Here is a 24131-nt window from a genome sequence, read left to right on the forward strand (position 1 = left end):
TTGTTTTACCCGTTATTACCTGCTTAAAGCGGCAATGTGTTAAAAAAGCTATCGGGCAATCAGTTGCTATATGTCAAAATAAGGCCGCATAGTATAAACAAATGCGATTTAAAGCCCAATGAGAAATCAACATTTCCCTGACCACGATTTGCCTGCACCACTTTATCTGGGCTTACCGATATGGCAGCACCCCAGCTGGCCTGCCCTGTGGTTGCCACAGACTCAGGCTCGAAACAATGCACTGCAGGCTTATGCTGCACACTTTAGCAGTGTAGAGGGTAACAGCACGTTTTATGCCCTGCCCGACAATGCGACCTGCCAGCGCTGGTATGAAAGTGTGCCAGCAAACTTCAGGTTTACATTTAAGATTCATCAGGACGTAAGCCACGCAGACAACATTTTGATTAATGCTGACACGCTGGGCTCTCAGCTTTCATCATTAACTGACTTGAAAGAAAAGCTGGGCCCGCTGATGCTTCAGCTGCCAGCACGCTTTTCGCCTGCGCGCCTGGATGAGCTGGCGCAGTTTATTTCAAAATGGCCCAAAGCGTTTTGTCTGGCCGTAGAAGTCCGTCATCCCGCTTTTTTTGAAAAAGGTGATGCCGAAAAATCGCTGAATAAACTATTAAAAGACGCCGGCGTGAATCGGGTGATGATGGATACCAGGGCCTTATTCAGCGAGCAGATATTGTCTGAGGCGATGTTAGATGCGCGTGAGAAAAAACCGCGTCTACCACTTCATGTATGGGCAAGTGCCGGGCAACCGGTTGTGCGGTTTGTCGGTCACGATGATGATGAGATTAATAAACAGTGTTTGTTGCCATGGGTGAATAAGTGTCATACGTGGCGGATGGCGGGAATATCGCCGTACGTGTTTTTACATCGTGCTGATAACAAAGATGCGCCATGGCTGGCGCATCTGTTTATTAATTTGTATAACGAGCTTTATCCTGAACAGGCGTTGCCGGAGATTGGTTTATCGGCGCAGCCTGACCAGCAGGCACTATTCTGAGGAGTTTCTGAAATCCCCTGCATCAAGCTCGTGTTTTTTCATTAATTTATGCATATCGGTGCGGTTTCGGCCAGCCAGTTCAGCTGCTCGCGTTACATTACCGTCCGTCATTTTAAGCAGTTTGTATAAATATTGCTGTTCAAAGGCATCTCTTGCCTCGGTGAGGGTCGGCCAACTCTGTTTAGTAGCTGACAATGCCTGCTCTACCAGGTGTAAAGGAATGACCGGCGTTTGTGTTAACGCCACGCATTGCTCTACAACATTCACGAGTTGTCTTACGTTGCCCGGCCAGTCAGACTTAACCAGGTGTTGCATGGCATCATCCGAGAACTGGGTAACGTTCACACCATGGCGCTGGCCACTTTGCTGTAATAAGGTTCTGGCCAGAAGCGGAATATCTTCGCTGCGCTCTTTCAACGAGGGCAATTTCAGGTTTACCACGTTAAGACGGTAGTACAAATCTTCGCGGAATGTGCCCTCTTCCATCTCTTTGTGCAAATCTTTATGCGTTGCAGAGATAATGCGTACATCAATATCCACATGTTTACTACTGCCAACCGGACGAATCTGACGCTCCTGCAATGCCCGCAGTAATTTAACCTGCAGTGTCATTGGCATATCGCCGATCTCATCCAGAAACAGTGTGCCGCCGTTGGCTTCTCTGAACAGACCCGGCGCTGCCTGTACGGCGCCGGTAAACGCGCCTTTGGCGTGACCAAACAGTTCAGACTCAAGCAGATTCTCTGGCAATGCGCCGCAGTTGATAGCTACAAACGGCATATCAGAACGGTTGCTGGCCCGGTGAATTGCATTTGCCAGAAGCTCTTTACCGGTACCACTGGCACCGCTTATCAATACACTAACCTCGCGCTGGGCAATACGGTATGCCTGATCCAGTACGTTGGTCATTTCCGGAGCACGGGTGATGATATCCTGGCACCATTCACCTGGCTGCGCGGCCTGAGACTGGCTTAACGCTTTGTTCAGCAGGTTACGCAGTTCGTCATGATCGACCGGCTTGGGCAAAAACCCGAAGACACCGCGTTGGGTCGCCGCAACAGCGTCAGAAATAGTGCCGTGAGCGGTCATGAGAATAACCGGGATATCCTTGCGAATTCCCATTATTTCCTCGAACAGACTCAGCCCGTCCAGACCAGGCATTCTCAGGTCACTAAGAACAACGTCATATTCTTCACTACGAATCTTCTTTAACGCTGCCTGTCCGTCTTCAACCGCCGTTACACCAAATCCTTCTCCCTCAAGACGGATTGTTAGCAGGCGTAATAAACTTTTATCATCATCCACCAACAATAACTGCGGATTTGCTTTTACGGATTCACTCACTGCTGGTTACCTCTGTTTTTATCCATCAATGTCGCTTCTACTTCTAATAATTCTTCAAGCTTTTTGCGCTGAGCCTCTAACTCTTCTTTAAGCGCCTCGCTGGATTGTGCCTGCTCGGCGTTGACTTTGTTTAGCACCACGAGGGCTGACTCTAATTCCAGCATCTCGTTATTCGGCGCAATCACCATGGTCTCAACTAACGGCGCTATGTTGCTTTGCAGTTTTGGCTTCAGGATGTTCAGCCAATGCTGCGCACGGAGCCTGTCCTGATAAGGGGTATCTACCGGTAATGAAAGCAGAATCTTTTTGAGCAAATCCGGCGTAGAGTCACCAAGATTAGCAATCGCCTGCTTACGATCCGGCCAGCTTGTTTTATCAGCGCTGAGCCAGATACCAGCCCAATGCAAAAAGTCACACTGATGATCAAACTCTTCATGCTCTGGCGAAACCAGACAAAAATCATCGCTGTCATCAATAACCACGATAGGCTGCGGCTCATTTTTTTCAGGTGGAGCCGGCTCGGATTGCTGTAATCCCGCACACCCAGTCAGTACTGCTATGAAAGGCAGTAAAATCAATTTTTTCATTATTGTTTTACCTCACGCGGGATAGTCACTCTAAAACACACATCAGCATCTTCAACATCAACCACTGACACATCGCCATGCATCAGTTTTGCGCAATCTGAAACAATGGATAATCCCAGTCCTGTTCCAATAACATTGTCGTTGCGCGGGTCATCACCTCGGGTAAATGGTTCAAACAAGCGTTTGACCGCATCCGGCGCAATCCGTTTACCCCGATTTGCCACATCCAGTACTGTATTGCCATCCTTTTGATAAATCGACAAATTTATAGGTCGTCCAATCGCGCCATGCGCGACAGCATTGGAAATCAGGTTATCCAGAATGCGGCGGTATAACTCTTCATCCACCACGATGCTACTGGTGCGAATATCAACCGTTACTTCACGGTCTTGTAATGCAAGGGCATAGTCTTCCAGGCAGTCTTTGACCATTTGATTAGGGTCAACATCGGTGAAGGTAGGCTGCGCCTGTTGCAACAGGAGATTATAATCTAAAAGTTTCTCAACCAGTGTATTTAATCGTTGAGTGCTGGATGTCAGCAGAGAAAGCACCTCCACCTGCTGAGTATTTAGTTCACCTACGACATTCTCTGACAGCAAACTACACCCTTCTTTAATACTGGCAAGCGGCGTTTTCAATTCGTGCGCAGCGTGTCTGAGTAATGCTGTACGAATGTGCTCCAGTTGCTGCAAGCGATCAGATAACCAGTGAAGATCTTTCTCCACCCCGATGAGCTCTGATGGCGCATGGGTAGATAGTGGCGGCAACTCCCCCTGTTGACGGGCCAGCATGCGAATGATGAGTTTAAGCTTTTTAACCGGATTAACGATTAACTGACTTCCAAGCAAAATCAATAACAGCGACACACTGACTAACATGGCTGTGGACCAAGCCTGTTTCGCCTGCATGGCGTTTAAATCTTCCTGCTGAATGGCAAGGCGCTGTTGAATGGCAGTGTCGACATCCTGTCGCATTGCAGACACATTATTACTGAGTGAATTTAAATACGCACTAAGCAACATTGTATCGTCGATGTTGCGAAAGGTTTTAAGCTGGGTGATATCTTTCTTTAAGGTCGAACAGGTACTGCTTTGCGGAAGCGTTTCGCAAATAGCTTTGAGCGCATCAATAAACTGAACAATTGCATTGTCACTAAGTTCAGCGACCGTTTCATTTTGAATGATGGCGTATTGGCGAAGCGCGCGCTCCAAGTCAATGGACGCTTCATCAAGTTGCTGCATCAAACCTACAACATTGACAACATACCGCGTCTCGACGCTGGTCATCTGTCCGACTTTGGCTAAATCATTTTGACTTTGCCAAAGCAACGCAATGAGAGGTACCAGTGCCAGTACAAAGCTGGCCAGTGTTAATTGTCGTAAAGAACCGAGTCGCACTGCTTACTCTCTGATAGTAAATCGGCCATTGAGAATGGCACACCCCAGAATTGCGAGCAAGTCAGACGAGTACTTCGTTGCTTCATAATCCTTTGATAATTAAGACTGTGTTGTCACTTTCGCAACATATTCGCCTTCAGCTAATTCTTCTTCGCTTAACTTGCCGTCGCGGTTATTATCCATAGCACCGAATCTGCGCAGCAGCGCTGTGTCACTCACCGCTTCTTTAAGCGATACCTGACCGTCCTTATCGACGTCAAGACGGGCGATAGTTTCGTTTTGTGCATGGGCATTGGCTATAGCAATAGATTGTACCGCAATTGCAGTCAAAAGTATTAGTAAAAGCTTTTCTACACGTTTCATGTGTCCTCCTGATTCAGCAACTGCCGGTTGGCGTCGGCCTGTTGCTAACATTGCTGACCCGATAATCAGCATGTACCGGTTAACTTTCAAAAGAGCTAACAGCAGTAACCATGCCAGATCAAAAAACAGCCTAATTATCATAGCATTAGTATAAGAAGGGTGAAGTTATGAAACGGTGGTGTTGCAAATAGCGAACACCACAACAGTCAATTTGAAGCCTGGCGGCTGGCAGAATCGGAAAAAGAAAAGCGCGCCGGCAGATTAGCAACCTCTTCCAGGGGTATTGGCTTACTGAACAGATATCCCTGAACGTGGTCACATCCGTGTTCAAGCAGGTATTCCCACTGACTGACATGCTCAATGCCTTCTGCACAAATAGTCAGGGAGAGCCGTTTAGCCAGGTCAATAATCGAGTTGGTTACCAGACGACTACGATCCGAGGTGCCTAACTCGCGCACAAACTGACGGTCGATTTTTAGCGTGTCGATAGAAATCTGAGTCAGATAACTCAGCGAAGAATAGCCTGTGCCGAAGTCATCCAATGCAATAGCACACCCCATGTTACTCAGACGGCGGAAAAACTTATTAGCAAATGCAAAGTTTTCCAGATACGCCGATTCAGTCACTTCAAATTCGATGTACTCCGGGTTCACCTGCTGCTGCGTAAAAATACTGTGAATCAGGTCAAACAGTCCGGAGTGCCGTAAATCGTGACCTGAAAGATTCACCGCTACGCGAAACTTATCTTCAAACACAGATTGTAGCAGTGGTAGCTCAATGCTGACCCGCTCAATGACCCAGCGGGTAATTGCCGATATCTTACCGCTTTGCTCAGCAATAGGGATAAATTCAGCTGGGTTGACCATACCGAATTCAGGATGCTGCCAGCGTATTAATGCTTCAAAACCGACAAGTTTGCCATCACGGGCCACTTTGGGCTGATAGTAAAGGACAAACTCATCCTGAGAGATCCCCTGGTCTATACTGTTTGCGATAGACAACTTACGCTTATGGGACTCAACCATCTCGTGGGTAAAGATGGTATAGATCCCTCGTCCTTTTGCTTTTGACCGGTACATCGCCAGATCAGCATTGCTCATAAGCTGGCTCAACTCAAAATTAGCATCCGAGGCTTTGGCAATGCCGATACTTACGCCGACGGTAAGGGCCAGACCACGAAAATGAAAGGGTTCGGCAAACGCATCAATAACCCGGGTTGCCAGATTCTTAAGACTCAACTCTGTGACATCCCGATCCGGCACGATGATGAATTCATCACCTCCCAGCCGCGCCACCAGGTCGCCGTCACGCAACATGGTAGTGACCCGATCAGCCACATCAATCAATATAAGATCGCCTATTTCGTGGCCCAGCGAGTCGTTAATTCCTTTGAAGCCGTCTAAATCGAAAAACAGCAACGCAATATCTTTTTCCAGGCGACGCGAGCGAGCCAGTTCAAGGCGCAGGTTATCCATCACAAACTGCCGGTTGGGCAATCCTGTCAGACTGTCAAAGTTCGCCAGACGGGTCATGGTCTGTTGTTGCTCTACCAATGTCTGATTCTGCTCCTGATTGATAGTCAGTTCAGCTTCAATCGCATCCAGCAATGTATTTACATGATAAGCCAGTTGCCCGACCTCATTGCCTGAACGGGTATCAAACCGCTGCGTATAGTCTTTGGTAAAACTTAGTTGGTGTGTAAAGGCCGAAAGACGGCTAAGCGGCGACAGCCACCGGTTGAGTAAAAATAGGGTAATGGCAATGGTCAGTAAAGTGGCGACAATAACAAAAGGCAGCACATGCAGAAGCAGCGTCTGCCAGCTATCACTGACCGGTGTCTCTACATCGTTGATAATAACCAGATACCCCAGTGGCACACCATTATCGGCAATCCGACTGATAGCTATCAGTTCATCGCCTACGCGATAGCTACCTGATGGTTGCGTCAGCAACTTATCAAACTGCCGCTCTTTGGCTAAATCAAATGCTGACTGAGGAAGCTTGGGCTGTGAGTAAATAAGCCCACGGGCATTGTCATACACTCTTGCCCCCAGAATATGCTGATAAGACGCAAGATTTGTCAGCTCTTTTTTAATACGGTCTTCATCAGGGCGGCGCTTTAACAGCTCAGGGGTGAGCTCAATAGCCAGATTTGCTGTCAGCGCGTTTAGATCCTTCTTAACTGACGCTGTATAAAGTTTCTCGTGTTCGATAACCGTTAGCCACATAACCAGCGCTGAGGTGATGAGGACCGCGCTGACCAACAAAATGGCGATGGGGGTTTTTATTGTTCTTAGCACTGTTACAACTGCCTTGTTCCCACATGCTCTTCGCCCTGCCCGGCCAGAGACCAGGGTTAAGAATCAGTGACTGAGAGCTTCGTTTTAATAAACTGACTATGAGGGATATAGAGTAAATCAGCAATCCGGCGGATAGTATGTTCTTCCATAGGTGCCAGTGACTTATCCGCGTACGCTATCTCCCACAGACTGGTTAAGATAACCTTTTTCTTATCATTATCACACCTTTCGTTGATAACTTGCGTGAACTGCACCAAATCAACGGCTTCTTCCGCGGTTTGCTCACCCTCATCAAGCAAGCTCTCCAGCGTCGGTTTATCTAACGAAAACTGGCGCTGCAGAATTTCGCGGTACGCCCGCTTTTCTCTTTCATCAGTATTATTGTCAGCGCGAATCACTTCGCTCAACAATGCAGCCGTGGCAAGCTCTACTGAAAAATTCTGGTCCTGTTCGTCATCACTGGAGCGTTTAAAAAGTTCAACTACAGATTTTAACATTCACTGATTCCTATCTTTGGCTATGCTACCTTTTTACGACACTTCTCCTTAAAGGTTTGTTCAGCCGCTTCATTCATTCAGTGCCAGTGTCGCCCTTACCTTCGTTCCGTTTTCAGAAAGCTCCACCTGCCGACACAAATGATAGATGAGCGATAGTCCTCTGCCATGGGAAATATCTGACTCTGTGTGAGCAGACAGTGACCGTGTATCAAAGCCTGCGCCAGAGTCGTGAATGGTAATAATCAGCGCATCATTGTTGTCACTTACCCGGACATTAACGCCTATCTGCCCGCTATCAAGTTGTGCAAGACGCTTGGCACGCAATTGATAGTACTGGGAAAATCCTGACTCAGTACTTTTGAGCGATGAGTCCAGGTTTAGCAACCCATGCTCAAGCGCGTTATTAAGCAGTTCCGATAAAACAGTAAATAACTTACTTTTTATACCTTTCAAACTTTCCTGCGCACAAAGCAAATCCGTGAGCTCGGATACCAGTTCAGGTCTTCTCAGCTGTTCAGGCTGCAATTGAGCAGAAAAGTCGAAAGGAATTGTTACCGCTGGAGTGATGGTCTGGTTGCTCAGTGCCTTACAGTGAAAGTGCATAACCGTCATATCATCAGCCTGCGTATCGGAATGACGATACTGCAGTGCCGCATTGTAAATGTCAGTTGCGCGCATATTCTCCTGTGCAAAACAGGATTTCACGCCTTCCTCACCCAGCATCTGGCCATTCTCATCCGTTACTTCAACCAGACCGTCTGTAAACATTAGCAACTCATCATCCACTGCGCACTGTAGCGAGAAGCAACTATCATCGAACTCATCATCCTCAAGCACACCCAGCGCCATATGGGCTGAATCATACTCTGAGATCGCATTTGTGGTAGCAGACTTGAGCAGCACTGCCGGCATGCCTCCCTGCCATAAGCGGTGATGGGTTCCGGTATCATTCACTTGCCCGATAATGGCGGCAAAAAACATGTCTGCCGGCAACAGATCGAGCAAAATCCGGTTAAGCTGTCTTACTATTTGCTCTACGGGCAATCCCTGTTGCGTTATTGAATTGAACGTACGCGAAACAGGTAAAACACCTATTGCTGATGCCAGGCCGTGGCCGGTGAAATCACCTATCAGATAATAAGCGCCGCCATCAGGACTAACGGTATGCAGACATACATCACCGCAAAATTGCGCGGCGGGCGATGCGCTGACGTCAAAATACTGTTCGAGCTGCTGACTGCGCCGCACTACATTGTTGAAAATATGCTCAACAATCGTATGCTCCCGGTCCATAGCAATCTGGTGTTGGCGAAGACGCTTATTTTGTCGCTCAATGTGCTGGCCGAGATGCCGGATACGGGTGTGAGCTCTGATTTTAGCCGCCAGAACCAGCTTATCAAAGGGTTTAGAAACAAAATCGTCGCCGCCTACGTTAAGACATCTTACAAGCGCCGCTTTGTCTTCCAGCGAGGTAATAAATATTATGGGTAGATACTGTTCAGGCGATAACGCCTTTATCTTTGGTGCAACATCATAACCGCTCATGTCCGGCATAATCACATCGAGCAGAACCAAATCAGGGGCGTGTAACTGGCACGCAGCAATCGCAGAAGCCCCGTCGTTAGCTTCAATGCAGTTATGATAGCCCTCCTGCTCTAGCATATGTCTGAGCAGGAAACGATTCAGGGCATCGTCATCAACGATAAGAATTTTAATGCTGAGCGGCATGAGATTCAGCTGATAGTGAATTTTTTATCAAACCGCGAAATCTCTAAAATCCGGGCCACCTGTGGGCGACAGTGGGTTATTTTAAATTCGATATCCCGATGGCTCAGGCTTTTCTGCATATTTAACAACATGCCCAGTGCAGAGCTATCCATGTATTCCGTTTTCGCCAGGTTCACTTCTACAACGCTTACCTGTTCTGGTATTGCCTGATAGGCTTGCTTGAAGGCCTGCACTTTAGCAAAATCAAATTTTTCATCCATGGCGATGATGAGACGTTCGTTTTTATCAACGGTTTCGGTAACTAACGACATACCTGTTCTCCTGCTAGGCCGCAACCAATTCATGGTATCTGGCACGATGCAGATAAATATAGTCAGCAGATGCGTACTGCGCTATTAATTTTTTATGCTTTTTCTACCATAATGTAGAGCAAACTTTAATTAGCCGGAAAATTCTATGACTGACTCAAATCTGGTTTACAGCACAGATTCAGGCCGGATAAAGCAATCCGACAATAAACAGGCGCCCCGGTCTGTTTCAAAAGACGGTGTGGTAAGAATCAGCCGCGAAACTAAAGGGCGTAAAGGTAAAGGTGTGTCTATCGTTTCCGGACTGGACCTGGATGCAAAAGCGCTTAAATCTTTATGTACTGAACTGAAGAAAAAGTGCGGGTGTGGCGGTGCGGTTAAAGACGGCACAATTGAAGTCCAGACCGACGACCGTGAAAAGCTGCAAAGTCTGTTGCAGGCTAAAAATTACACCGTCAAGCTTGCCGGCGGGTAACAGCAATCTGCACGTAACACGCTAAATAACAAAAATTCAAAGTGAGATATTTTCGATGGATAAGTTGTCAATTCAAGATCTTCACATCGTGCTGGTTGAGCCTTCTGATACACAGCGCAAAATAATCACCACCTTATTACTGAAAGAAAAAGTTAAGGAAATCGATGCTGTCAGCACACTGGCGGAAGCCAAAGCGGCGGTTAAAGCACATGGTGCGGATCTGATTGTCAGTGCGATGTATTTCGAAGATGGCACTGCCATTGAGCTACTGACCTTTATAAAAGAACACGCTGAACATGCAGCGATACCCTTCATGCTGATTTCCAGCGAAAACCGACTCAGTAAACTTGAAGAACTGAAACAGGCTGGTGTAGCTGCGATTCTTCCTAAACCTTTTGAGCCGCTACACCTTTCCCGCGCATTGAATGCCAGCCTGGATCTGATTAATCACGATGAGCTTGATCTTGACTTGTTCGATGTGCGTGAAGTGCGGGTTTTGCTGGTTGATGATAGCCGTCTGGCCAGGAACCACATACGCCGGGTATTAGAAGGCATGGGGCTGGAAAAAATCAAAGAAGCTGAAAACGGTGCGATGGCGCTAACGCTGATAAAAGATGAATCTTTTGATTTGGTAGTAACCGATTACAACATGCCTGAGATGGATGGCAGAGAACTGTCGGAGTTTATCCGCTTTAACCCTGATACCGCGCACATCCCGATTATCATGGTGACCTCAGAATCTGCTGATAGCGCGCACATGGCTAACATTCAGCAAACCGGTGTTAACGCGCTTTGCGACAAACCGTTTGAGCCCACAGAAGTACGGGCGATGCTGGCAGCGCTTCTGGGTGAATAATTCAGTGCCGCACATTGTGCGATAAGCTCCGCTAACATACTAATAAGAAAGCCGCTATTAAATGCGGCTTTTTTGTTTTCACTGCTGTAAAAATGAGTTGACAGATCCTGTTTACCCTCATAGAGTCAGGCTATGAACCTAATACATCACGCTCGCGCATCGTTTTTTGCATTTATCACCTTCACCTGAGGGAGGAGATGCCGCGCGTAAAAACCTCCCGCCGGGAGGTTTTTTTTTGGCTACACCGGAGAGTACCCCATGACTGTACCTGCACTTGATGAACTTCGCTCACGCATTACAAACCTGGATAGTGAGTTGCTGGCATTACTCGCTGAGCGTCGCGCGCTGACTAATGAAGTTGCTGAAACAAAAATCTCACACCAAATTCCGGTCAGGGATATTAAACGTGAAGAGCAACTACTGATCCGCCTGATAAAACACGGGCAGGAAAAAGGGCTGGATGCGCATTATGTCACGCAGGTTTTCCACGTCATCATTGAAGACTCTGTCCTAAATCAGCAGACAATGTTAGCCGAACGCGCGAACCCTGGCAGTGCGCTGCCGTTAAATCGCGTAGCGTTTTTAGGCGACCGGGGCTCATATTCTTATCTTGCCACACAAAAGTATTTTTCCCGCCGTCCCGGTGAGTTGCTGGAAATTGGCTGCCAGAGTTTCAGCGAAATTGTACAAAAAGTTGAGCACGCCGAAGCCGATTACGCTGTACTACCTATCGAAAATACGACTTCCGGTAGCATCAATGAAGTCTATGACCAGCTGCAACATACTGAACTCAGCATCATCGGCGAGCTGACACATCCTATTCGTCATGCACTATTGGTGGCCACATCGACCTCGCTGGATAAAATTAAAACCCTGTATGCGCATCCCCAGGTGTTTACACAGTGCAGCCACTTTCTCGCTGAGCTGGGCAATGTTGAGGTCAAAACTATCGACAGTACTTCATCGGCAATGCTGAAAGTCAGTGAGTTGCAGCGTGATGATGTCGCCGCTATCGGCAGTGAAGCCGGCGGTAATCTTTACGGACTGTCAGCGATTAGATCCAATCTGGCTAATCAGAAAGAGAACCACAGCCGTTTTATTGTGGTCGCCCGTCAGGCGGTTAAGGTGCCGTTGCAGGTGCCAGCCAAAACCACCCTGGTCATGTCGACGATTCAAAAGCCCGGCTCGCTGGTTGAAGCGCTGATGGTGCTGAAAAATAATGAAATTAACATGACAAAACTTGAGTCGCGCCCCATGCCAGGTAACCCGTGGGAGGAAATGTTTTATATTGATGTTGAAGGTAATACGGCAGATGGCCCGTTGCAACAGGCGATTGAAGAGCTGAAAAAGATTACGCGGTATCTTAAAGTGTTAGGCTGTTATCCTTCAGAAGAAATCAGTCCCACGAAAGTCGCTGCCGCGAGCGCGCTATCTGAATAAAAGCGCGCACTTTATGCCGGTTGCTCTGTAACTGATGTGAGTATAACTTCAGGCTCATAGCCGCAAATTTTATTGCGTCCGGTTTCTTTACTTTGGTAGAGCGCCTCATCAGCACTGGCATAAAGCTTATCAAAACTGTAGCCACACTGGCGGGAGTCCGAGACGCCGAAACTGGCGGTAACCGAAAACGCGTGACCGGTGGGTGTGGAATCTATTGCGGCAATAGCACTGCGATAGTTCTCAGTAATCGCTATGGCTTTTTCAACGGTACATCCGGGTAGCAGCAGCGCGAATTCCTCGCCTCCCATTCGCCCGATAATATCCTGTCCCCGGCAAACGCGCTGCACTGTTTTTACCACTTGTTGTAATACCCAGTCGCCGACTATGTGGCCGTAGGTATCGTTAATACGTTTAAACAAATCCAGGTCAAAAATTACAAACGCCAGATCTTGTCCGGTGCGCGAGTGATAACGTAAATTAGACTGGGCCAGCTCAGTGAAATAATGCCGGTTAGTCACCCCGGTAAGTTTATCGGTGCGGGCCTGTGTTTTGAATTTACGGTGAATTCTGCGTGTGACCATCAGCCAGGCAATAATAACGGCAGCTAACATCACCAGTGAGAGGATGACAAGATAACTGTTCTGTAATTCTTTCTTGCGTAATCTGGCTTCGGTTTTCAGTAGCGCATTTTCTTTGTCCAGCAGTTTAATCTGGTTGGCTTTTTCCAGCGCTTCGTTTTTGGCTTTTGATATAGATAATTGCTTCGCTGAAACTTCATCCACATACGCTTTTTCTAGCTCAGCATATTGCTTATAAAATGCTAATGCCCGACTACTGTTGCTTCTGAATTCTTCAATAAGATATAGCACATATAACGCATCAACATTAGGTTTTGTTGCACCCATTTGAGACGCTATATCTAAAGCTGCTTTTGCCTGTACTTCAGCCTCGATGATGCTGTTCGATTTAAACAGCAGCATTGACATTAATGAGTGATATTCAGCCTTGATTCGGGGATAGTTTATAGCGTCAAAAATCGCTTTATTTTCAATTAATAATTCCTGCGCAGATTCTGCATCATCCTTATTCAGAAGGTTTTTTGCCTTAAGGATAACCGTTGAGGCTATAACTACGTTCTCCTCAGCAAGTCTGCATGCCTCCAAACCTTGCTCAAAATTTTCTTTAGAGATAATTTTCTGTTGGTTAACCTGAGCTTCAAAAATTAAGTTATTGCCGAAACAGATAGATCGCAGATCGCTGGTTAGAGAAAGCGCTTCAGATGCACTTTTATAGGCATCGTCATACTCATTTACCTGGTTATAAAATATAGCAAGCCCCAGGTGAGCTTGCGCAGCGGCTTCCGAGCCTGGCGTCGCAAGCTGAGGCAATAAATACGTAACAGTATCGAAGCCTTCGCTATAGTTACGTGTGATAGCGAAAATATTTAGCAGTGCAGTAGAAGCGTACAGCCTTAGTTCTGCATCAACTGTGTTTGCAATGACATGCTGATACTTTTCTATGGCCAGAAGTGGTTTACCTGAAAAAGCGACGCGGTAACCATCCAGATATTCGAATTTAAGTTTTTGTTCGTCATTCAATCGTTTATCAGATTCTGCCAAACTATCCAGCAATGCCGAGAATTTTTCAGGCGCTTTACTTTTCAACTTCCAGGCTTGAGCAAGCATGCTATCTACATCATTTTCAGATGCAAAAGCGTTGAAAACCCATGAACTTAGGAGGAAGAAAAGTAAAGCTTTTTTCATGATCAGTGCATTATGGTCTGTTCTGAGTCAGAAGGGGCCGGCTTCTCCGTTTCTTCTTCGTCATCTTTTTCAGGAACCATCAGACACCACTGTTTGTTGTGCTCAGGTAACTCGTTTTCTACCCGCTCTGCAAAGATTTCTTTCGCCTTACCTCGATTTAGTGCATCTGCACCTAGCTGCTCTAATAATTGGATCGCAGACATATACTTCACTCTCTTATTATAAATTTTTATTTATATATGGCGATTAAAGATTACCACCATAAACGCAACACTGTTAATAATTTGTCAAACAATTTGCAATGTGGCCTTATTCGCATATGCCTCTAGCACGCTGCAATCGGCACCATCAGTATCTAATCTGAACGAAAAACCTAGTTGGATCAGCTGCTTCTTAATAACAAAGTGACTTTTCGCAAACCTTGCAATCACTTCCGATTGCTCCAGGTTGGTTAACGCAAATCGACAGGCTCTGCTCAAAGCTTCCAACGAATACCCTTTTCCATTTTTTTTGGGTCAAGCATTATTCCTATTTCGCATTTCCGTTCGCTTACTGTTTTGAGCATAATCAGCCCACAGTGCAATTGTGTTTGTTTATCAAATACCCCCCATACATATTGTTTAAAGTGTTTTTTCTGATTTGTTCGAATCACTGACTCGAACAAATCCCCTGCTTCCGTTTCACTTAGCACGGGCCCAATTTTTCTCATGACTTTCGGATCCCGGTACAGCGAGATAAATATTTCCCTGTCTGCCGCTTTTAACAATCGAAAGTCCAGCCGATGAGAACTAAACTCCATCAGAATTCTTCAACTTATTCAGCCGGGATACCATTTCGCTGTCTTCAATTTTGCTGTGCGAGGGAGGTATAACCAACGTTGTATGCTGATGTACCGTTGCACTACTTAATTCATTTAGCGCCAGCCACTCGATACGCACATCTTCAATCGGCAATACGGCAGCTTCATATAACGCAACGTGGTGTGAGCCAGGATAGAAAGTCAGCAAACATTCCTGAAGCAAGGCTCGATAGCGATTGTCAGATGTGAATGCTTTCTGGGAACGGTCCCCGGCCATCCCCACCTGCCATAAAATCAATAACGCTGAGGTATCCACCACTTTACGATTTACCATAAATTGCGTAGCTTCATAATGTGCACAGCCATGTGTCCCCGGGTCCAGGCCCATATCCGCGTATAGACAATCTTCGGCGGAAATACCGGGTTCCATATGCGCGTGGTGGCCTTCCTCTCTGGCCTGCTGAATAACTTTGTGAGGGGCAAGAGCAAACACACCGGGATGTCCATAAAAGGCCCCAACCACTTTCTTACCAGCCCGCACCTCGGTCATCATTGCATCGACCATCTCGCGATATGTTTGTCGACGATCTTTGCCCTCAGCGTAAAACGGTTGCAGACTTCTGACATCGCTGTTCATTTCGTTGATCCAAAGCTCGACGTAACTGTCAGAGGCACTGGAAAAAACAACGTCTGCCTGTTCTATGTGGCTTCTGGATAATGGCGTAATATGAGAGCCCAGGGTCATTCCCACGCCTACACAGACAATGCTGCCTTGCTTTGTTGTCATATACTTTTATTACCTTTGCTGACAGGTCGTAACGCATGATGAATCGCCTGAATCATATGACCCGGAATATCGACTTTGATGGCAAAGTGGATTTCACCGGTGTCTCCAGCGCTGCGATCAAATATGGTGTAGTAGTTATTCAGAAGTGGCAGACCCAGAATGATCTGGTTTGGCCAGCCCGGCAGATAGCAAAGTTTAAATGCTGCTTTGCCGTGAGCAGGGGCGTGTATCTGCCAGTAAGTGTCAGGCGAGAGTGTAAGAGTAACAGACTCATCAGTAGTGCTCTGACATCTAATATAGATAGGCGGCCATTGGCTCAGATCCAGTAAATCGGCGTCTATACCTGTTTCTTCACCAGTGAAAGCATCGTAGGGTGACAGAAGGGGTGCAAAATCTTTGTTGTATGCTATCAGTTGCCTTTTTACTTTATCGAAAATCGCCTGAGGCAGCACTATGGCTGACGCACCGCTATCGATAATGCCATTGGTGCAGTAGCCTTTTACATGCTTATCATCGAGTACCGGACCGGGGATTGGATCGCCATCACCGACACGAATGCTCTGCACATTTACGTTGTAGTATTTGTCGTGCAGCACTGCCACCGTTTTTATCGGCTGCGTATAGAGGTCGCAGTGCAGTAACGGGTCACCGAGCACAAAGAGCCCATGATTCAAGTGATGCGCCAGCAACTTTTCAGCTGGCTGATGCGTTTGCGTATGATAGATACTGGATCGATGTGTCAGCAATGCGAACTGATTAGCTACCACCCCGCTTTCTTCCAGCCGGGTGAAGTACGGTGCGATATGGGTTCTGGGGTACTGGTTTAAAAAATGCGTGTATTCAGAGACGTTCTGCGTTGTATGCTGCATCACATAAGGAAATGTTTCGCAGGGACTTACACTCTGCTCTGTGAGAAAATCAGTGAGATCGTAAGCACCGTCGAGCGCGGTATAGGCCAGACCCAGAATCCCATCTGCCTCTAAAAAGCTGGCCACCTGCGTTTGAGATGCCAGTGCTACTGACACACCATCAAGCTCAGCATGATGACCATGCAGACCGGCAATGATGCTGGTTTGTATCACTGGCCCGTACCACCCGCCTTTACCGTATTGCACGTCCTGAACCAGTGCGGTACCTGTGAGGTGACTGTCTTGCAGGGGGTCATAATCGTTATCGTGAATGACCAGCGAGCTGCTACCGGTATCCAGGATAAGGTTTACCGCGTGACGCTGCGAGCCAACAAAAAGACGCGCGGTGCATCCCCCTTTGGCATACACATTAGTAACGGGTATTCTGATTGATGCCATATCAAACAGACCTTGCTGACAGGCCAGATACAAAAATGCAGACGCTGGTTAAAGCGTCTGCATGGGCCGGCCCTGCTATATATGATGCCATAGTAATTTTTTGAGTGCTCTGCCAGACACGCTTATCTCATAAATGCGTTATCGGCTGCGCTGAAGATTTCTTTAGCTCATTGTCCGCGTTAGGTCACATCTTGTCGTCGTCAGCTTTCAGTAACAGCTTTTTGCTATCCTTCAGAGATTTTCGCGCATACGGGCCAAACCATTCTGCGATGGTCTTAAACTGCTTTACGAACTCTGACTTATCATTACTGTCCAGAAGCGATAGCGCCTCGCCAAAACGCGCATGAAACCGCTTTAGTAACTCAAAGTTTTCCGGATTATTAAAAATGATATCCCCATAAAGTTCCGGCGGCTGGGCGAACAATCGGCCTACCATTGCCAGTTCCAACCGGTATATGGGTGAGCTGAACGTTTTTAGCACTGACAAATCGGGGTTTTCACGACTCAGATGGGCGCCATAAACAAACGTATTGAAGTGTCGCATGACCTGAATATAAGCCATTGCTTCATCATGCTCTGTTGCGCCACTGTTGTGTAACGTCGCGCCCCAGGTAGTCATCTGATCCATCAGCCACTGACACTTATCAGTATCACGACCTTCCGTGACTACAACCACCTGTTTAATCATTCCCGGGGCATCGGGACCAAACATAGGGTGTAATCCAATAACCGGTCCCGGGTGGGTGGCCAACATCGCTTCTAACGGTCGCTTTTTAATACTGGTGACATCGGCAAGAATACAGTCGGGTTTTAGCATGGTCAGTGTTGAGATAACCTGCTCGGTCACATTTATCGGCACTGCAACCACCACCACATCGGCCTGAGATAACCTCTTTTGGGCCAGACCATTATCCCAGTCGGTCTTTTCTACCGAGGCAACCGAGTATCCGCTTTTGGAAAACAGCGAAACAAATACGCTGCCCAGCGCGCCACCACCACCGATAACGACAATATTACCGACATCAGGATTCACGCACCGGTAGCGATTATTTTGAGTGTGGTAGGATTCACGCATGATCCGGCGCAATAAATCTTCTACCAAATCAGGGGAAACGCCGGCATGTTCAGCCTGCTCCCGGCGTGAAGCAATCAGGCTTTTTTCCCGTTCTGGAACGTAGACTGGTACGCCGGATTCAGCCTTGATTTTGCCTACTTCAGTGGTTAGCGCCGCCCTTTCAGCTAGCAGCTCTACAAGTTGCGAGTCTAACGCATCAATGCCCTGACGTAATTCGTCAAGGCGCTGTGATGTATCTGTCATAAGAGTCCGTGGTTGGGGTTTCAGGCCACTTGAATACGTTTATCCTGGCGCATTGGAAGCACAGTAATAAGCCTGTCGCGCATTTGCGTTAGCAATTGCTCCGTGGTGGCCCAGTCAATACAGCCATCTGTAATAGATACGCCGTAATCCAGCTCATCCGGCTTTTTGCCGTCAGCTTTCTGATTACCGGCAAAGATATGGCTTTCCAGCATTATGCCGATTATAGACTGGTTTCCTTCAAGAATCTGGTTAACGACATTTTTAGCCACCGCCGGCTGACGACGATAATCTTTGCTTGAGTTTGCGTGACTGCAGTCTACTACTAAGCCTGCGGTTAAACCGGCCTGCGCTAATTCTTCTTCACAATCGGTGACACACACCGAGTCATAGTTAGGTTGTTTACCGCCACGTAAAATTATATGGCCGTCGGGATTGCCCTTGGTCCCAATGATGCTGACCTGACCTTCCTTATTGATACCCATAAAACGATGCGGTGATGCCGCCGACTTAAGTGCATTAATGGCAATGTCCAGACTGCCATCGGTGCCATTTTTGAAACCTACCGGCATTGACAGGCCACTGGCCATCTCCCGGTGTGTTTGTGATTCGGAAGTACGGGCGCCAATAGCGCTCCAGCTAAAAAGCTCGGCCAGATACTGCGGGCTGATAGGATCAAGCGCTTCAGTAGCCACGGGTAGTTCCAGTTCAGCCAGCCAGATAAGCAGTTCCCGGGCTTTACGCAGTCCGGTTTCAATATCGAACGTGCCATCAATATGAGGGTCGTTAATCAGCCCTTTCCAGCCTGTCGTCGTGCGTGGCTTTTCAAAATAAACCCGCATCACAATAAATAGCGTGTCTTTGCAGGATTCGTGCATTTCTTTTAGCCGCAGGGCGTAATCTTTCGCTGCGTCAATGTCATGAATTGAGCAAGGTCCGCAAATTACCAACATACGATGGTCGCGACCCTGAATAATATCTGAAATTGTATTGCGGGCATCAGATATTGCATTGAGAGCCTTATCAGACACGGGTAACGCCTGACTTAAATCTTCCGGCGTAACCAGCACATCCTCGGTACTGATATGAACATTGTTAACGGTATCTTGAATCATATTTTCACTCATAAAAAATTCAGCTGCAGCACGCTAATGTAAACTTAATATTACAGAATAAAATGGTGACCAGCTTTCTACGTGTTGACTTTTTATCAATTTATTTATAAAGGCGCAACCATTCATTGAAGTTGATTCGTCATAATGCGATAACCACCTGACCCAGGCGCTAAAGTTCACGCTATGGCGCTTTTGTAACCACATGAAAGTCCGGTACGTGTGTATTATCGGGTATGACGACCCCTGGCAGGACTGTAACGTTTCGACCCAGAGTTACATTTGCTCCAATACTGATTGGCCAAGCCTGTTGCATACCGCGTAAACGTTCCTGCGAATTGCTGTGATGGTGAAGAGTTGCAAGCACGCTACCCTGCCCTATCACGACTGAATTACCGATGGTAACTGGCGCTGCATCCAGTATAACCACATTGTCTTCTATGCTGACCGTATCGCTGGCAAAAATATTAACACCGTAATCACAATAGAACGGCGGCGATACGATAGCTTGAGCATTAGGCAACAGCGTACTGATAAGTGCTGCTCGTTGCTGGCTATCCGCACACGCGTTAAATGCACTACATATTGTTTTAGCTGACTGTCTGGCACGGCGTAAGGGTTTTGCATTGGTTTGATACCAACGACCACCTATCATATCCCGCCATATTGGTGTTGTGATGATATCGTTGTGCATTTGCATCCCCCAGAAACGAAAAAAGCCCGCAATCTGCGGGCTTTCGAAAAGTTAACAATAACGCAAGGATTAGTAATCTTAGTTAAGCTTCTCTTTGATACGTGCAGATTTACCTGAACGCTCACGAAGATAGTAAAGCTTAGCACGACGAACCGCACCGCGACGTTTCACTTCAATAGAAGAAACTGCGGGGCTGTGTGTTTGGAAAACACGCTCAACGCCTTCGCCGCTTGAAACTTTACGAACGGTAAAAGACGAGTGAAGACCACGGTTACGTTTAGCGATAACAACGCCTTCGTAAGCCTGAAGACGCTCTTTGTCACCTTCGGTAACACGAACTTTTACACTTACTGTGTCACCTGGGCCGAACGCAGGAACATCAGTTTTCATCTGTGCTTGTTCAATATTTTTGATGATATCTTGACTGACTTTGCTCATCATATCCTCTCGTCCTAGTTAACTGTCATCTTGCTGCAGCTGCAACTTGAAAACTTCAAGCAGTTGCTGCTGCTCCTCAGTCAGAGCTAGGTGATTTAACAATTCAGGGCGACGCTGCCAGGTTCTTCCCAGCGATTGCATAAGTCGCCACTGCCTGATTTTTTCATGATCACCACTTAACAACACAGAAGGAACCGCTTTACCGTCGAGTAATTCAGGCCGCGTATAATGCGGACAATCCAGTAACCCGTCAGAGAAGGAATCTTCAATGGCAGAAGCTTGATGCCCCAGTACACCCGGAACCAGCCTTGCTACCGCGTCCATCAGGACCATTGCCGGTAACTCTCCGCCACTGAGAACGTAATCACCAATCGAGACTTCTTCGTCTACCTGATCTTCAATTACGCGCTCATCAATACCTTCATAGCGCCCGCACAGCAAAATTGTGCGGTCTGACTCAGCCAGACGTTTAACACCCGTCTGATCCAGTTTCTTACCCTGTGGAGATAAGTAAATGACCTTGCTATTTTCTCCGCCTGCCGCTCTGGCAGCCGATATTGCGTCTGTTAAAGGCTTTACCATCATCAACATACCGGGACCACCACCATAAGGGCGATCATCCACAGTGCGATGACGATCGTGCGTAAAGTCTCTGGGATTAAATATATCGACTGACAATACCCCTGATTTAACTGCCCTGCCTATTACACCCTGTTGGGTGAACGGGCCAAACATTTCAGGAAAAATACTGACAATGCCGAACCACTTTTCCGCGGTCACTTAAAACCCCGGGTCCCAGTCGACCGTAATTACTTTGCCTTCTTTATCCACCGATTGTATGACTTCATCCATTACAAAAGGCAATAATCTTTCTTTTAGACCAAATGCATCTTTCGCGTTAGCTCTGACCTGAATAATGTCATTCGCTCCGGTATTAAATACATCTTTGACCACACCCAGATCGTAACCTTGCGTAGTTACCACCTGCATGCCGGTCAGCTCCCGCCAGTAGAACTCATTTTCATCAAGTTCCGGTAACTGCTCAGCTGTAATCGAAATGTCGAGATTCTTGATGCGCTCAGCGTCATCACGCGTCTCGATTCCCTCGATTTTAGCAACCAGTACTTTTCCATGGGGGCGCCACTGATCTAACTGGTATTCCTTTCCATCACCCAATAACCATGGTTGATAGTCAAAAATACCTTCTGGTGTATCGGTATAAGTGTTGATTTTGACCCAACCTTTAACGCCGTGAGGCGCGCCGATTTTGCCAATAACCACTTTGTCAGACGCTTGACTCATTTATACCCACCAGTTGAGCAGCTTACGCTGCAGATTTCTTTGCTTCTTTTACCAGGCTGTTAACGCGCTCAGATAAGCTTGCGCCAACACCAACCCAGTATTCTACACGTTCCAGATCAAGGCGAAGACGCTCTGACTGACCCTGTGCAGTTGGGTTGAAGAAACCGACGTTTTCGATGAAACGACCGTCTCTTGCGCGGCTGCTTTCAGCCACGACAACTTGATAAAATGGACGCTTTTTTGCGCCGCCACGCTGTAAACGAATAGTAACCATAAGTGCCTCAAACTCGTTGTAGCGTTACTGTCAACTTTACCTTCTCACCAAGTGCCATTAAGCACGCAGGTTTGGAAGGCCGCGGAATTATACGTATATCACTTCAAAATGCAAGGATAATTACCGCCCCCCCGCTTCGTTGTATAATAGCAGATTTAGCTGATTTACCGGTTCTTTTGACTTACGCCGCTGTTGGCTTCGCGGTTAATAGGATAATCTGCAGCATATCATTGTCTGAAAAAGTAAATTTTGTGTCTTCAGCTCTTCATTCTGTTACCACGGGCCAGGTTCTGCGCTGGCTTTTATCGCATTTAACTCCCTACCGCTGGTATGTCACAGGAGCGGTGATATCACTGTTTGTGGCCGCGGGGGCCTGGCTGGCCTTAGGCCAGGGTGTACGATTTGCTATTGATGAAGGCTTCGTCAGCGATCATCCCGATACGCTAAATACCGCCGCAGTACTCGTATTGGCCATTTGTATTGTGGCCAGTGTAGCTACTTATTGTCGCTTCTATCTTATGACGTGGTTAGGAGAACGGGTCAGTGCAGACATCCGCACCCGTATTTTTGACCATTTAATGACACTGCCGCCGGCATTTTTTTCCAAGATTCGCACTGGCGAGGTCATCTCACGCTTTACCAGTGACACAACGCTTCTGCAAACCGTCATTGGTATGAGCCTGTCGATGGCGCTGCGTTCTGCCGTTACCTTTATTGGCGCTCTGATCCTGATGGCCACAACCAGTCCGTTACTGACGTTGTGCGTGTTACTGGCGGTACCAGCGGTGCTTATTCCAATACGCGTCCTGGCGCCACAGGTGCGCCGATATGCCCGAGCGAGTCAGGACAAAATCGCAGATCTGGGAGCGCATATTGATCAAAGCTTGCATGAGATTACAACGGTGCAGGCATTTAATGCGCAGCACATGGAGAGTAAGCACTTTGCTGACCGAGTACACAGCGCATTCAATACCGCCAGAAAGCGTATTCATTATCGCTCCCTGCTTATTGGTTTGATTATGGTGCTGAGTCTCAGCGCTATTTTGCTAATCGCCTGGATTGGCGCCCGTCAGGTTTTCAGTGGCGACATTTCAGCTGGCGAGCTTTCCGCCTTCTTATTTTATGCTGTAATGGCAGGTGGCAGTGTGGCGACAATCAGCGAAGTAATCGGTGAGGTACAGCGCGGTGTTGGTGCCAGCGAGCGCTTACTAGAACTGCTCGCCACGCCAAATGCTATACAGTCCGGAGACATTACACTTAGCTCTCACACGAGCGCCCCAACCATCACTATCAGCAATATAGATTTCGCCTATCCCGATGCACCAAAACTCTTCGAGCAGTTTTCTCTGACTATCGCGTCGGCTGAAAAAGTGGCGCTGGTTGGCGCCAGCGGTGCAGGCAAAAGCTCACTGTTTCAGTTGTTACTGCGCTTTTATGACGTACAGCGGGGCAAAATATCACTGGATGATACGCCCATTGACACACTGACACTGACGTCCTTACGTGACCATATTGCTATTGTTACCCAGGAATCCGTTATTTTCGCGACCACAGTGCTGGAAAATATCCGGTACGGCAGACCTGAAGCCTCGGACGTCGAGGTAATCAGCGCAGCCAAAGCCGCCTTTGCGCACGAGTTTATTGAAGAGCTTGAGCATGGCTATTCAACCGAACTGGGTGAGCGGGGAGTCAGACTCTCCGGTGGTCAGCGTCAGCGCGTTGCTATTGCCAGAGCCATTCTTGCCGATCGGCCGGTGTTGTTGCTGGACGAAGCCACCAGCGCGCTGGATGCGCAAAGTGAGAAGATGGTTCAGCACGCCCTGAACCAGCTCATGCAGGGCAGAACCACTATTGTTATTGCACATCGCCTGGCTACGGTGAAACACGCTGATCGCATTGTTGTAATGGATAAAGGAAAGATCGTGGCGCAGGGAACCCACGAGATGTTGATGAAAAGCGACACTTTGTACCGACAATACGCCGAACTGCAATTGCTAAGCTAGTTGCCTTGTGGTGCTATAACTGCTGAGTTG

Annotated in this window: 25 protein-coding genes; 5 read left to right on the top strand and 20 right to left on the bottom strand. The window is 47.5% G+C overall.

Annotation, left to right across the window (positions count from 1 at the left end):
• Nucleotides 1-118 precede the first annotated feature (118 nt).
• Nucleotides 119-1012: a DUF72 domain-containing protein gene (locus tag FBQ74_RS11580; RefSeq protein WP_139756814.1), complete on the top strand. Its 894-nt coding sequence runs from the start codon at nt 119-121 to the stop codon at nt 1010-1012.
• Here FBQ74_RS11580 and FBQ74_RS11585 read toward each other — a convergent pair.
• From FBQ74_RS11585 to FBQ74_RS11620, 8 genes are all read right to left on the bottom strand, one after another.
• Nucleotides 1004-2356 carry a sigma 54-interacting transcriptional regulator gene (locus tag FBQ74_RS11585; protein WP_139756815.1) on the bottom strand — a complete coding sequence of 451 codons (1353 nt, stop codon included), beginning with the start codon at nt 2354-2356 and terminating at the stop codon, nt 1004-1006. The genes FBQ74_RS11580 and FBQ74_RS11585 overlap by 9 nt on opposite strands.
• Nucleotides 2353-2943 (bottom strand): hypothetical protein, encoded by a 591-nt coding sequence (locus tag FBQ74_RS11590; protein WP_139756816.1) that lies wholly within the window; start codon nt 2941-2943, stop codon nt 2353-2355. Before FBQ74_RS11590 ends, FBQ74_RS11585 begins: the two co-directional genes overlap by 4 nt.
• Nucleotides 2943-4340 carry a sensor histidine kinase gene (locus FBQ74_RS11595; RefSeq protein WP_139756817.1) on the bottom strand — a complete coding sequence of 466 codons (1398 nt, stop codon included), beginning with the start codon at nt 4338-4340 and terminating at the stop codon, nt 2943-2945. The genes FBQ74_RS11590 and FBQ74_RS11595 overlap by 1 nt, the downstream gene beginning before the upstream one ends.
• Nucleotides 4341-4439: 99 nt before the next feature.
• On the bottom strand, nt 4440-4703 hold the full coding sequence (locus FBQ74_RS11600; protein WP_139756818.1) for an EF-hand domain-containing protein: 264 nt from the start codon (nt 4701-4703) through the stop codon (nt 4440-4442).
• 206 nt (nt 4704-4909) lie between these two features.
• Entirely contained in the window at nt 4910-7003 is a 2094-nt protein-coding gene (locus tag FBQ74_RS11605) for an EAL domain-containing protein (protein WP_139756819.1), read from the bottom strand.
• A 56-nt stretch (nt 7004-7059) separates the two neighbouring features.
• Nucleotides 7060-7500 (bottom strand): tellurite resistance TerB family protein, encoded by a 441-nt coding sequence (locus FBQ74_RS11610; protein ID WP_139756820.1) that lies wholly within the window; start codon nt 7498-7500, stop codon nt 7060-7062.
• Nucleotides 7501-7569: 69 nt separating this feature from the next.
• Complete coding sequence (locus FBQ74_RS11615; RefSeq protein WP_139756821.1) at nt 7570-9228, bottom strand: fused response regulator/phosphatase; 1659 nt, start codon at nt 9226-9228, stop codon at nt 7570-7572.
• Between the two features lie 5 nt (nt 9229-9233).
• A complete protein-coding gene (locus FBQ74_RS11620) occupies nt 9234-9539 on the bottom strand; it encodes an STAS domain-containing protein (protein ID WP_139756822.1) in 306 nt (101 codons plus the stop codon).
• A gap of 145 nt (nt 9540-9684) precedes the next feature.
• Here FBQ74_RS11620 and yciH point away from each other — a divergent pair, with 145 nt between their 5' ends.
• The 3 genes from yciH to pheA all read left to right on the top strand — a co-directional run bounded on the left by yciH (nt 9685) and on the right by pheA (nt 12307).
• Nucleotides 9685-10011, top strand: a complete 327-nt coding sequence (gene yciH / locus FBQ74_RS11625; protein ID WP_139756823.1) for a stress response translation initiation inhibitor YciH — start codon at nt 9685-9687, stop codon at nt 10009-10011.
• A 55-nt stretch (nt 10012-10066) separates the two neighbouring features.
• The gene (locus FBQ74_RS11630; RefSeq protein WP_139756824.1) at nt 10067-10867 is read left to right on the top strand and encodes a response regulator; all 801 of its coding nucleotides are present in this window, start codon (nt 10067-10069) and stop codon (nt 10865-10867) included.
• A gap of 258 nt (nt 10868-11125) precedes the next feature.
• Nucleotides 11126-12307: a prephenate dehydratase gene (pheA, locus tag FBQ74_RS11635; protein WP_139756825.1), complete on the top strand. Its 1182-nt coding sequence runs from the start codon at nt 11126-11128 to the stop codon at nt 12305-12307.
• 11 nt (nt 12308-12318) lie between these two features.
• Here the strand turns inward: pheA and FBQ74_RS11640 are convergent, their stop codons facing one another.
• The 12 genes from FBQ74_RS11640 to rpsP all read right to left on the bottom strand — a co-directional run bounded on the left by FBQ74_RS11640 (nt 12319) and on the right by rpsP (nt 22098).
• A complete protein-coding gene (locus tag FBQ74_RS11640) occupies nt 12319-14070 on the bottom strand; it encodes a GGDEF domain-containing protein (RefSeq protein WP_139756826.1) in 1752 nt (583 codons plus the stop codon).
• Between the two features lie 2 nt (nt 14071-14072).
• Nucleotides 14073-14273, bottom strand: a complete 201-nt coding sequence (locus FBQ74_RS11645) for a hypothetical protein (protein ID WP_139756827.1) — start codon at nt 14271-14273, stop codon at nt 14073-14075.
• 272 nt (nt 14274-14545) lie between these two features.
• A complete protein-coding gene (locus FBQ74_RS11650) occupies nt 14546-14869 on the bottom strand; it encodes a GNAT family N-acetyltransferase (RefSeq protein WP_139756828.1) in 324 nt (107 codons plus the stop codon).
• Nucleotides 14859-15656, bottom strand: a complete 798-nt coding sequence (locus FBQ74_RS11655) for an SAM-dependent methyltransferase (protein WP_139756829.1) — start codon at nt 15654-15656, stop codon at nt 14859-14861. Before FBQ74_RS11655 ends, FBQ74_RS11650 begins: the two co-directional genes overlap by 11 nt.
• Entirely contained in the window at nt 15653-16963 is a 1311-nt protein-coding gene (locus tag FBQ74_RS11660; protein WP_139756830.1) for a pepsin-like aspartic protease, read from the bottom strand. The genes FBQ74_RS11655 and FBQ74_RS11660 overlap by 4 nt, the downstream gene beginning before the upstream one ends.
• 184 nt (nt 16964-17147) lie before the next feature.
• On the bottom strand, nt 17148-18281 hold the full coding sequence (tyrA, locus tag FBQ74_RS11665) for a bifunctional chorismate mutase/prephenate dehydrogenase (protein ID WP_139756831.1): 1134 nt from the start codon (nt 18279-18281) through the stop codon (nt 17148-17150).
• 20 nt (nt 18282-18301) lie between these two features.
• Complete coding sequence (locus tag FBQ74_RS11670; RefSeq protein ID WP_139757949.1) at nt 18302-19393, bottom strand: 3-deoxy-7-phosphoheptulonate synthase; 1092 nt, start codon at nt 19391-19393, stop codon at nt 18302-18304.
• A 181-nt stretch (nt 19394-19574) separates the two neighbouring features.
• Nucleotides 19575-20084, bottom strand: a complete 510-nt coding sequence (locus tag FBQ74_RS11675; protein ID WP_168190657.1) for a maltose acetyltransferase domain-containing protein — start codon at nt 20082-20084, stop codon at nt 19575-19577.
• Between the two features lie 78 nt (nt 20085-20162).
• Nucleotides 20163-20522 (bottom strand): 50S ribosomal protein L19, encoded by a 360-nt coding sequence (gene rplS, locus FBQ74_RS11680; protein ID WP_139757951.1) that lies wholly within the window; start codon nt 20520-20522, stop codon nt 20163-20165.
• 18 nt (nt 20523-20540) lie between these two features.
• Nucleotides 20541-21257, bottom strand: coding sequence for a tRNA (guanosine(37)-N1)-methyltransferase TrmD (gene trmD / locus FBQ74_RS11685; protein ID WP_232372015.1), 717 nt, complete (start codon nt 21255-21257; stop codon nt 20541-20543).
• Between the two features lie 45 nt (nt 21258-21302).
• Complete coding sequence (gene rimM / locus FBQ74_RS11690) at nt 21303-21824, bottom strand: ribosome maturation factor RimM (protein WP_139756833.1); 522 nt, start codon at nt 21822-21824, stop codon at nt 21303-21305.
• 22 nt (nt 21825-21846) lie between these two features.
• A complete protein-coding gene (gene rpsP, locus FBQ74_RS11695; RefSeq protein ID WP_137167587.1) occupies nt 21847-22098 on the bottom strand; it encodes a 30S ribosomal protein S16 in 252 nt (83 codons plus the stop codon).
• Nucleotides 22099-22349: 251 nt separating this feature from the next.
• On the opposite strand from rpsP, the gene FBQ74_RS11700 reads away from it, so the two are divergent.
• Nucleotides 22350-24101, top strand: coding sequence for an ABC transporter transmembrane domain-containing protein (locus tag FBQ74_RS11700; protein WP_139756834.1), 1752 nt, complete (start codon nt 22350-22352; stop codon nt 24099-24101).
• Nucleotides 24102-24131 lie beyond the last annotated feature (30 nt).

This window comes from Salinimonas iocasae, from assembly GCF_006228385.1.
Taxonomy (GTDB): domain Bacteria; phylum Pseudomonadota; class Gammaproteobacteria; order Enterobacterales; family Alteromonadaceae; genus Alteromonas; species Alteromonas iocasae.

What these genes read in the sequence shown, in the direction of transcription:
- FBQ74_RS11580 (WP_139756814.1), top strand. Translation starts at nt 119, where the DNA reads ATGAGAAATCAACATTTCCCTGACCACGATTTGCCTGCACCACTTTAT.
- FBQ74_RS11590 (WP_139756816.1), bottom strand. Translation starts at nt 2,943, where the DNA reads ATGAAAAAATTGATTTTACTGCCTTTCATAGCAGTACTGACTGGGTGT.
- FBQ74_RS11600 (WP_139756818.1), bottom strand. Translation starts at nt 4,703, where the DNA reads ATGAAACGTGTAGAAAAGCTTTTACTAATACTTTTGACTGCAATTGCG.
- FBQ74_RS11610 (WP_139756820.1), bottom strand. Translation starts at nt 7,500, where the DNA reads ATGTTAAAATCTGTAGTTGAACTTTTTAAACGCTCCAGTGATGACGAA.
- FBQ74_RS11615 (WP_139756821.1), bottom strand. Translation starts at nt 9,228, where the DNA reads ATGCCGCTCAGCATTAAAATTCTTATCGTTGATGACGATGCCCTGAAT.
- FBQ74_RS11620 (WP_139756822.1), bottom strand. Translation starts at nt 9,539, where the DNA reads ATGTCGTTAGTTACCGAAACCGTTGATAAAAACGAACGTCTCATCATC.
- yciH (WP_139756823.1), top strand. Translation starts at nt 9,685, where the DNA reads ATGACTGACTCAAATCTGGTTTACAGCACAGATTCAGGCCGGATAAAG.
- FBQ74_RS11630 (WP_139756824.1), top strand. Translation starts at nt 10,067, where the DNA reads ATGGATAAGTTGTCAATTCAAGATCTTCACATCGTGCTGGTTGAGCCT.
- pheA (WP_139756825.1), top strand. Translation starts at nt 11,126, where the DNA reads ATGACTGTACCTGCACTTGATGAACTTCGCTCACGCATTACAAACCTG.
- FBQ74_RS11640 (WP_139756826.1), bottom strand. Translation starts at nt 14,070, where the DNA reads ATGAAAAAAGCTTTACTTTTCTTCCTCCTAAGTTCATGGGTTTTCAAC.
- FBQ74_RS11645 (WP_139756827.1), bottom strand. Translation starts at nt 14,273, where the DNA reads ATGTCTGCGATCCAATTATTAGAGCAGCTAGGTGCAGATGCACTAAAT.
- FBQ74_RS11650 (WP_139756828.1), bottom strand. Translation starts at nt 14,869, where the DNA reads ATGGAGTTTAGTTCTCATCGGCTGGACTTTCGATTGTTAAAAGCGGCA.
- FBQ74_RS11655 (WP_139756829.1), bottom strand. Translation starts at nt 15,656, where the DNA reads ATGACAACAAAGCAAGGCAGCATTGTCTGTGTAGGCGTGGGAATGACC.
- FBQ74_RS11660 (WP_139756830.1), bottom strand. Translation starts at nt 16,963, where the DNA reads ATGGCATCAATCAGAATACCCGTTACTAATGTGTATGCCAAAGGGGGA.
- tyrA (WP_139756831.1), bottom strand. Translation starts at nt 18,281, where the DNA reads ATGACAGATACATCACAGCGCCTTGACGAATTACGTCAGGGCATTGAT.
- FBQ74_RS11670 (WP_139757949.1), bottom strand. Translation starts at nt 19,393, where the DNA reads ATGATTCAAGATACCGTTAACAATGTTCATATCAGTACCGAGGATGTG.
- FBQ74_RS11675 (WP_168190657.1), bottom strand. Translation starts at nt 20,084, where the DNA reads ATGCACAACGATATCATCACAACACCAATATGGCGGGATATGATAGGT.
- rplS (WP_139757951.1), bottom strand. Translation starts at nt 20,522, where the DNA reads ATGAGCAAAGTCAGTCAAGATATCATCAAAAATATTGAACAAGCACAG.
- trmD (WP_232372015.1), bottom strand. Translation starts at nt 21,257, where the DNA reads ATGTTTGGCCCGTTCACCCAACAGGGTGTAATAGGCAGGGCAGTTAAA.
- rimM (WP_139756833.1), bottom strand. Translation starts at nt 21,824, where the DNA reads ATGAGTCAAGCGTCTGACAAAGTGGTTATTGGCAAAATCGGCGCGCCT.
- rpsP (WP_137167587.1), bottom strand. Translation starts at nt 22,098, where the DNA reads ATGGTTACTATTCGTTTACAGCGTGGCGGCGCAAAAAAGCGTCCATTT.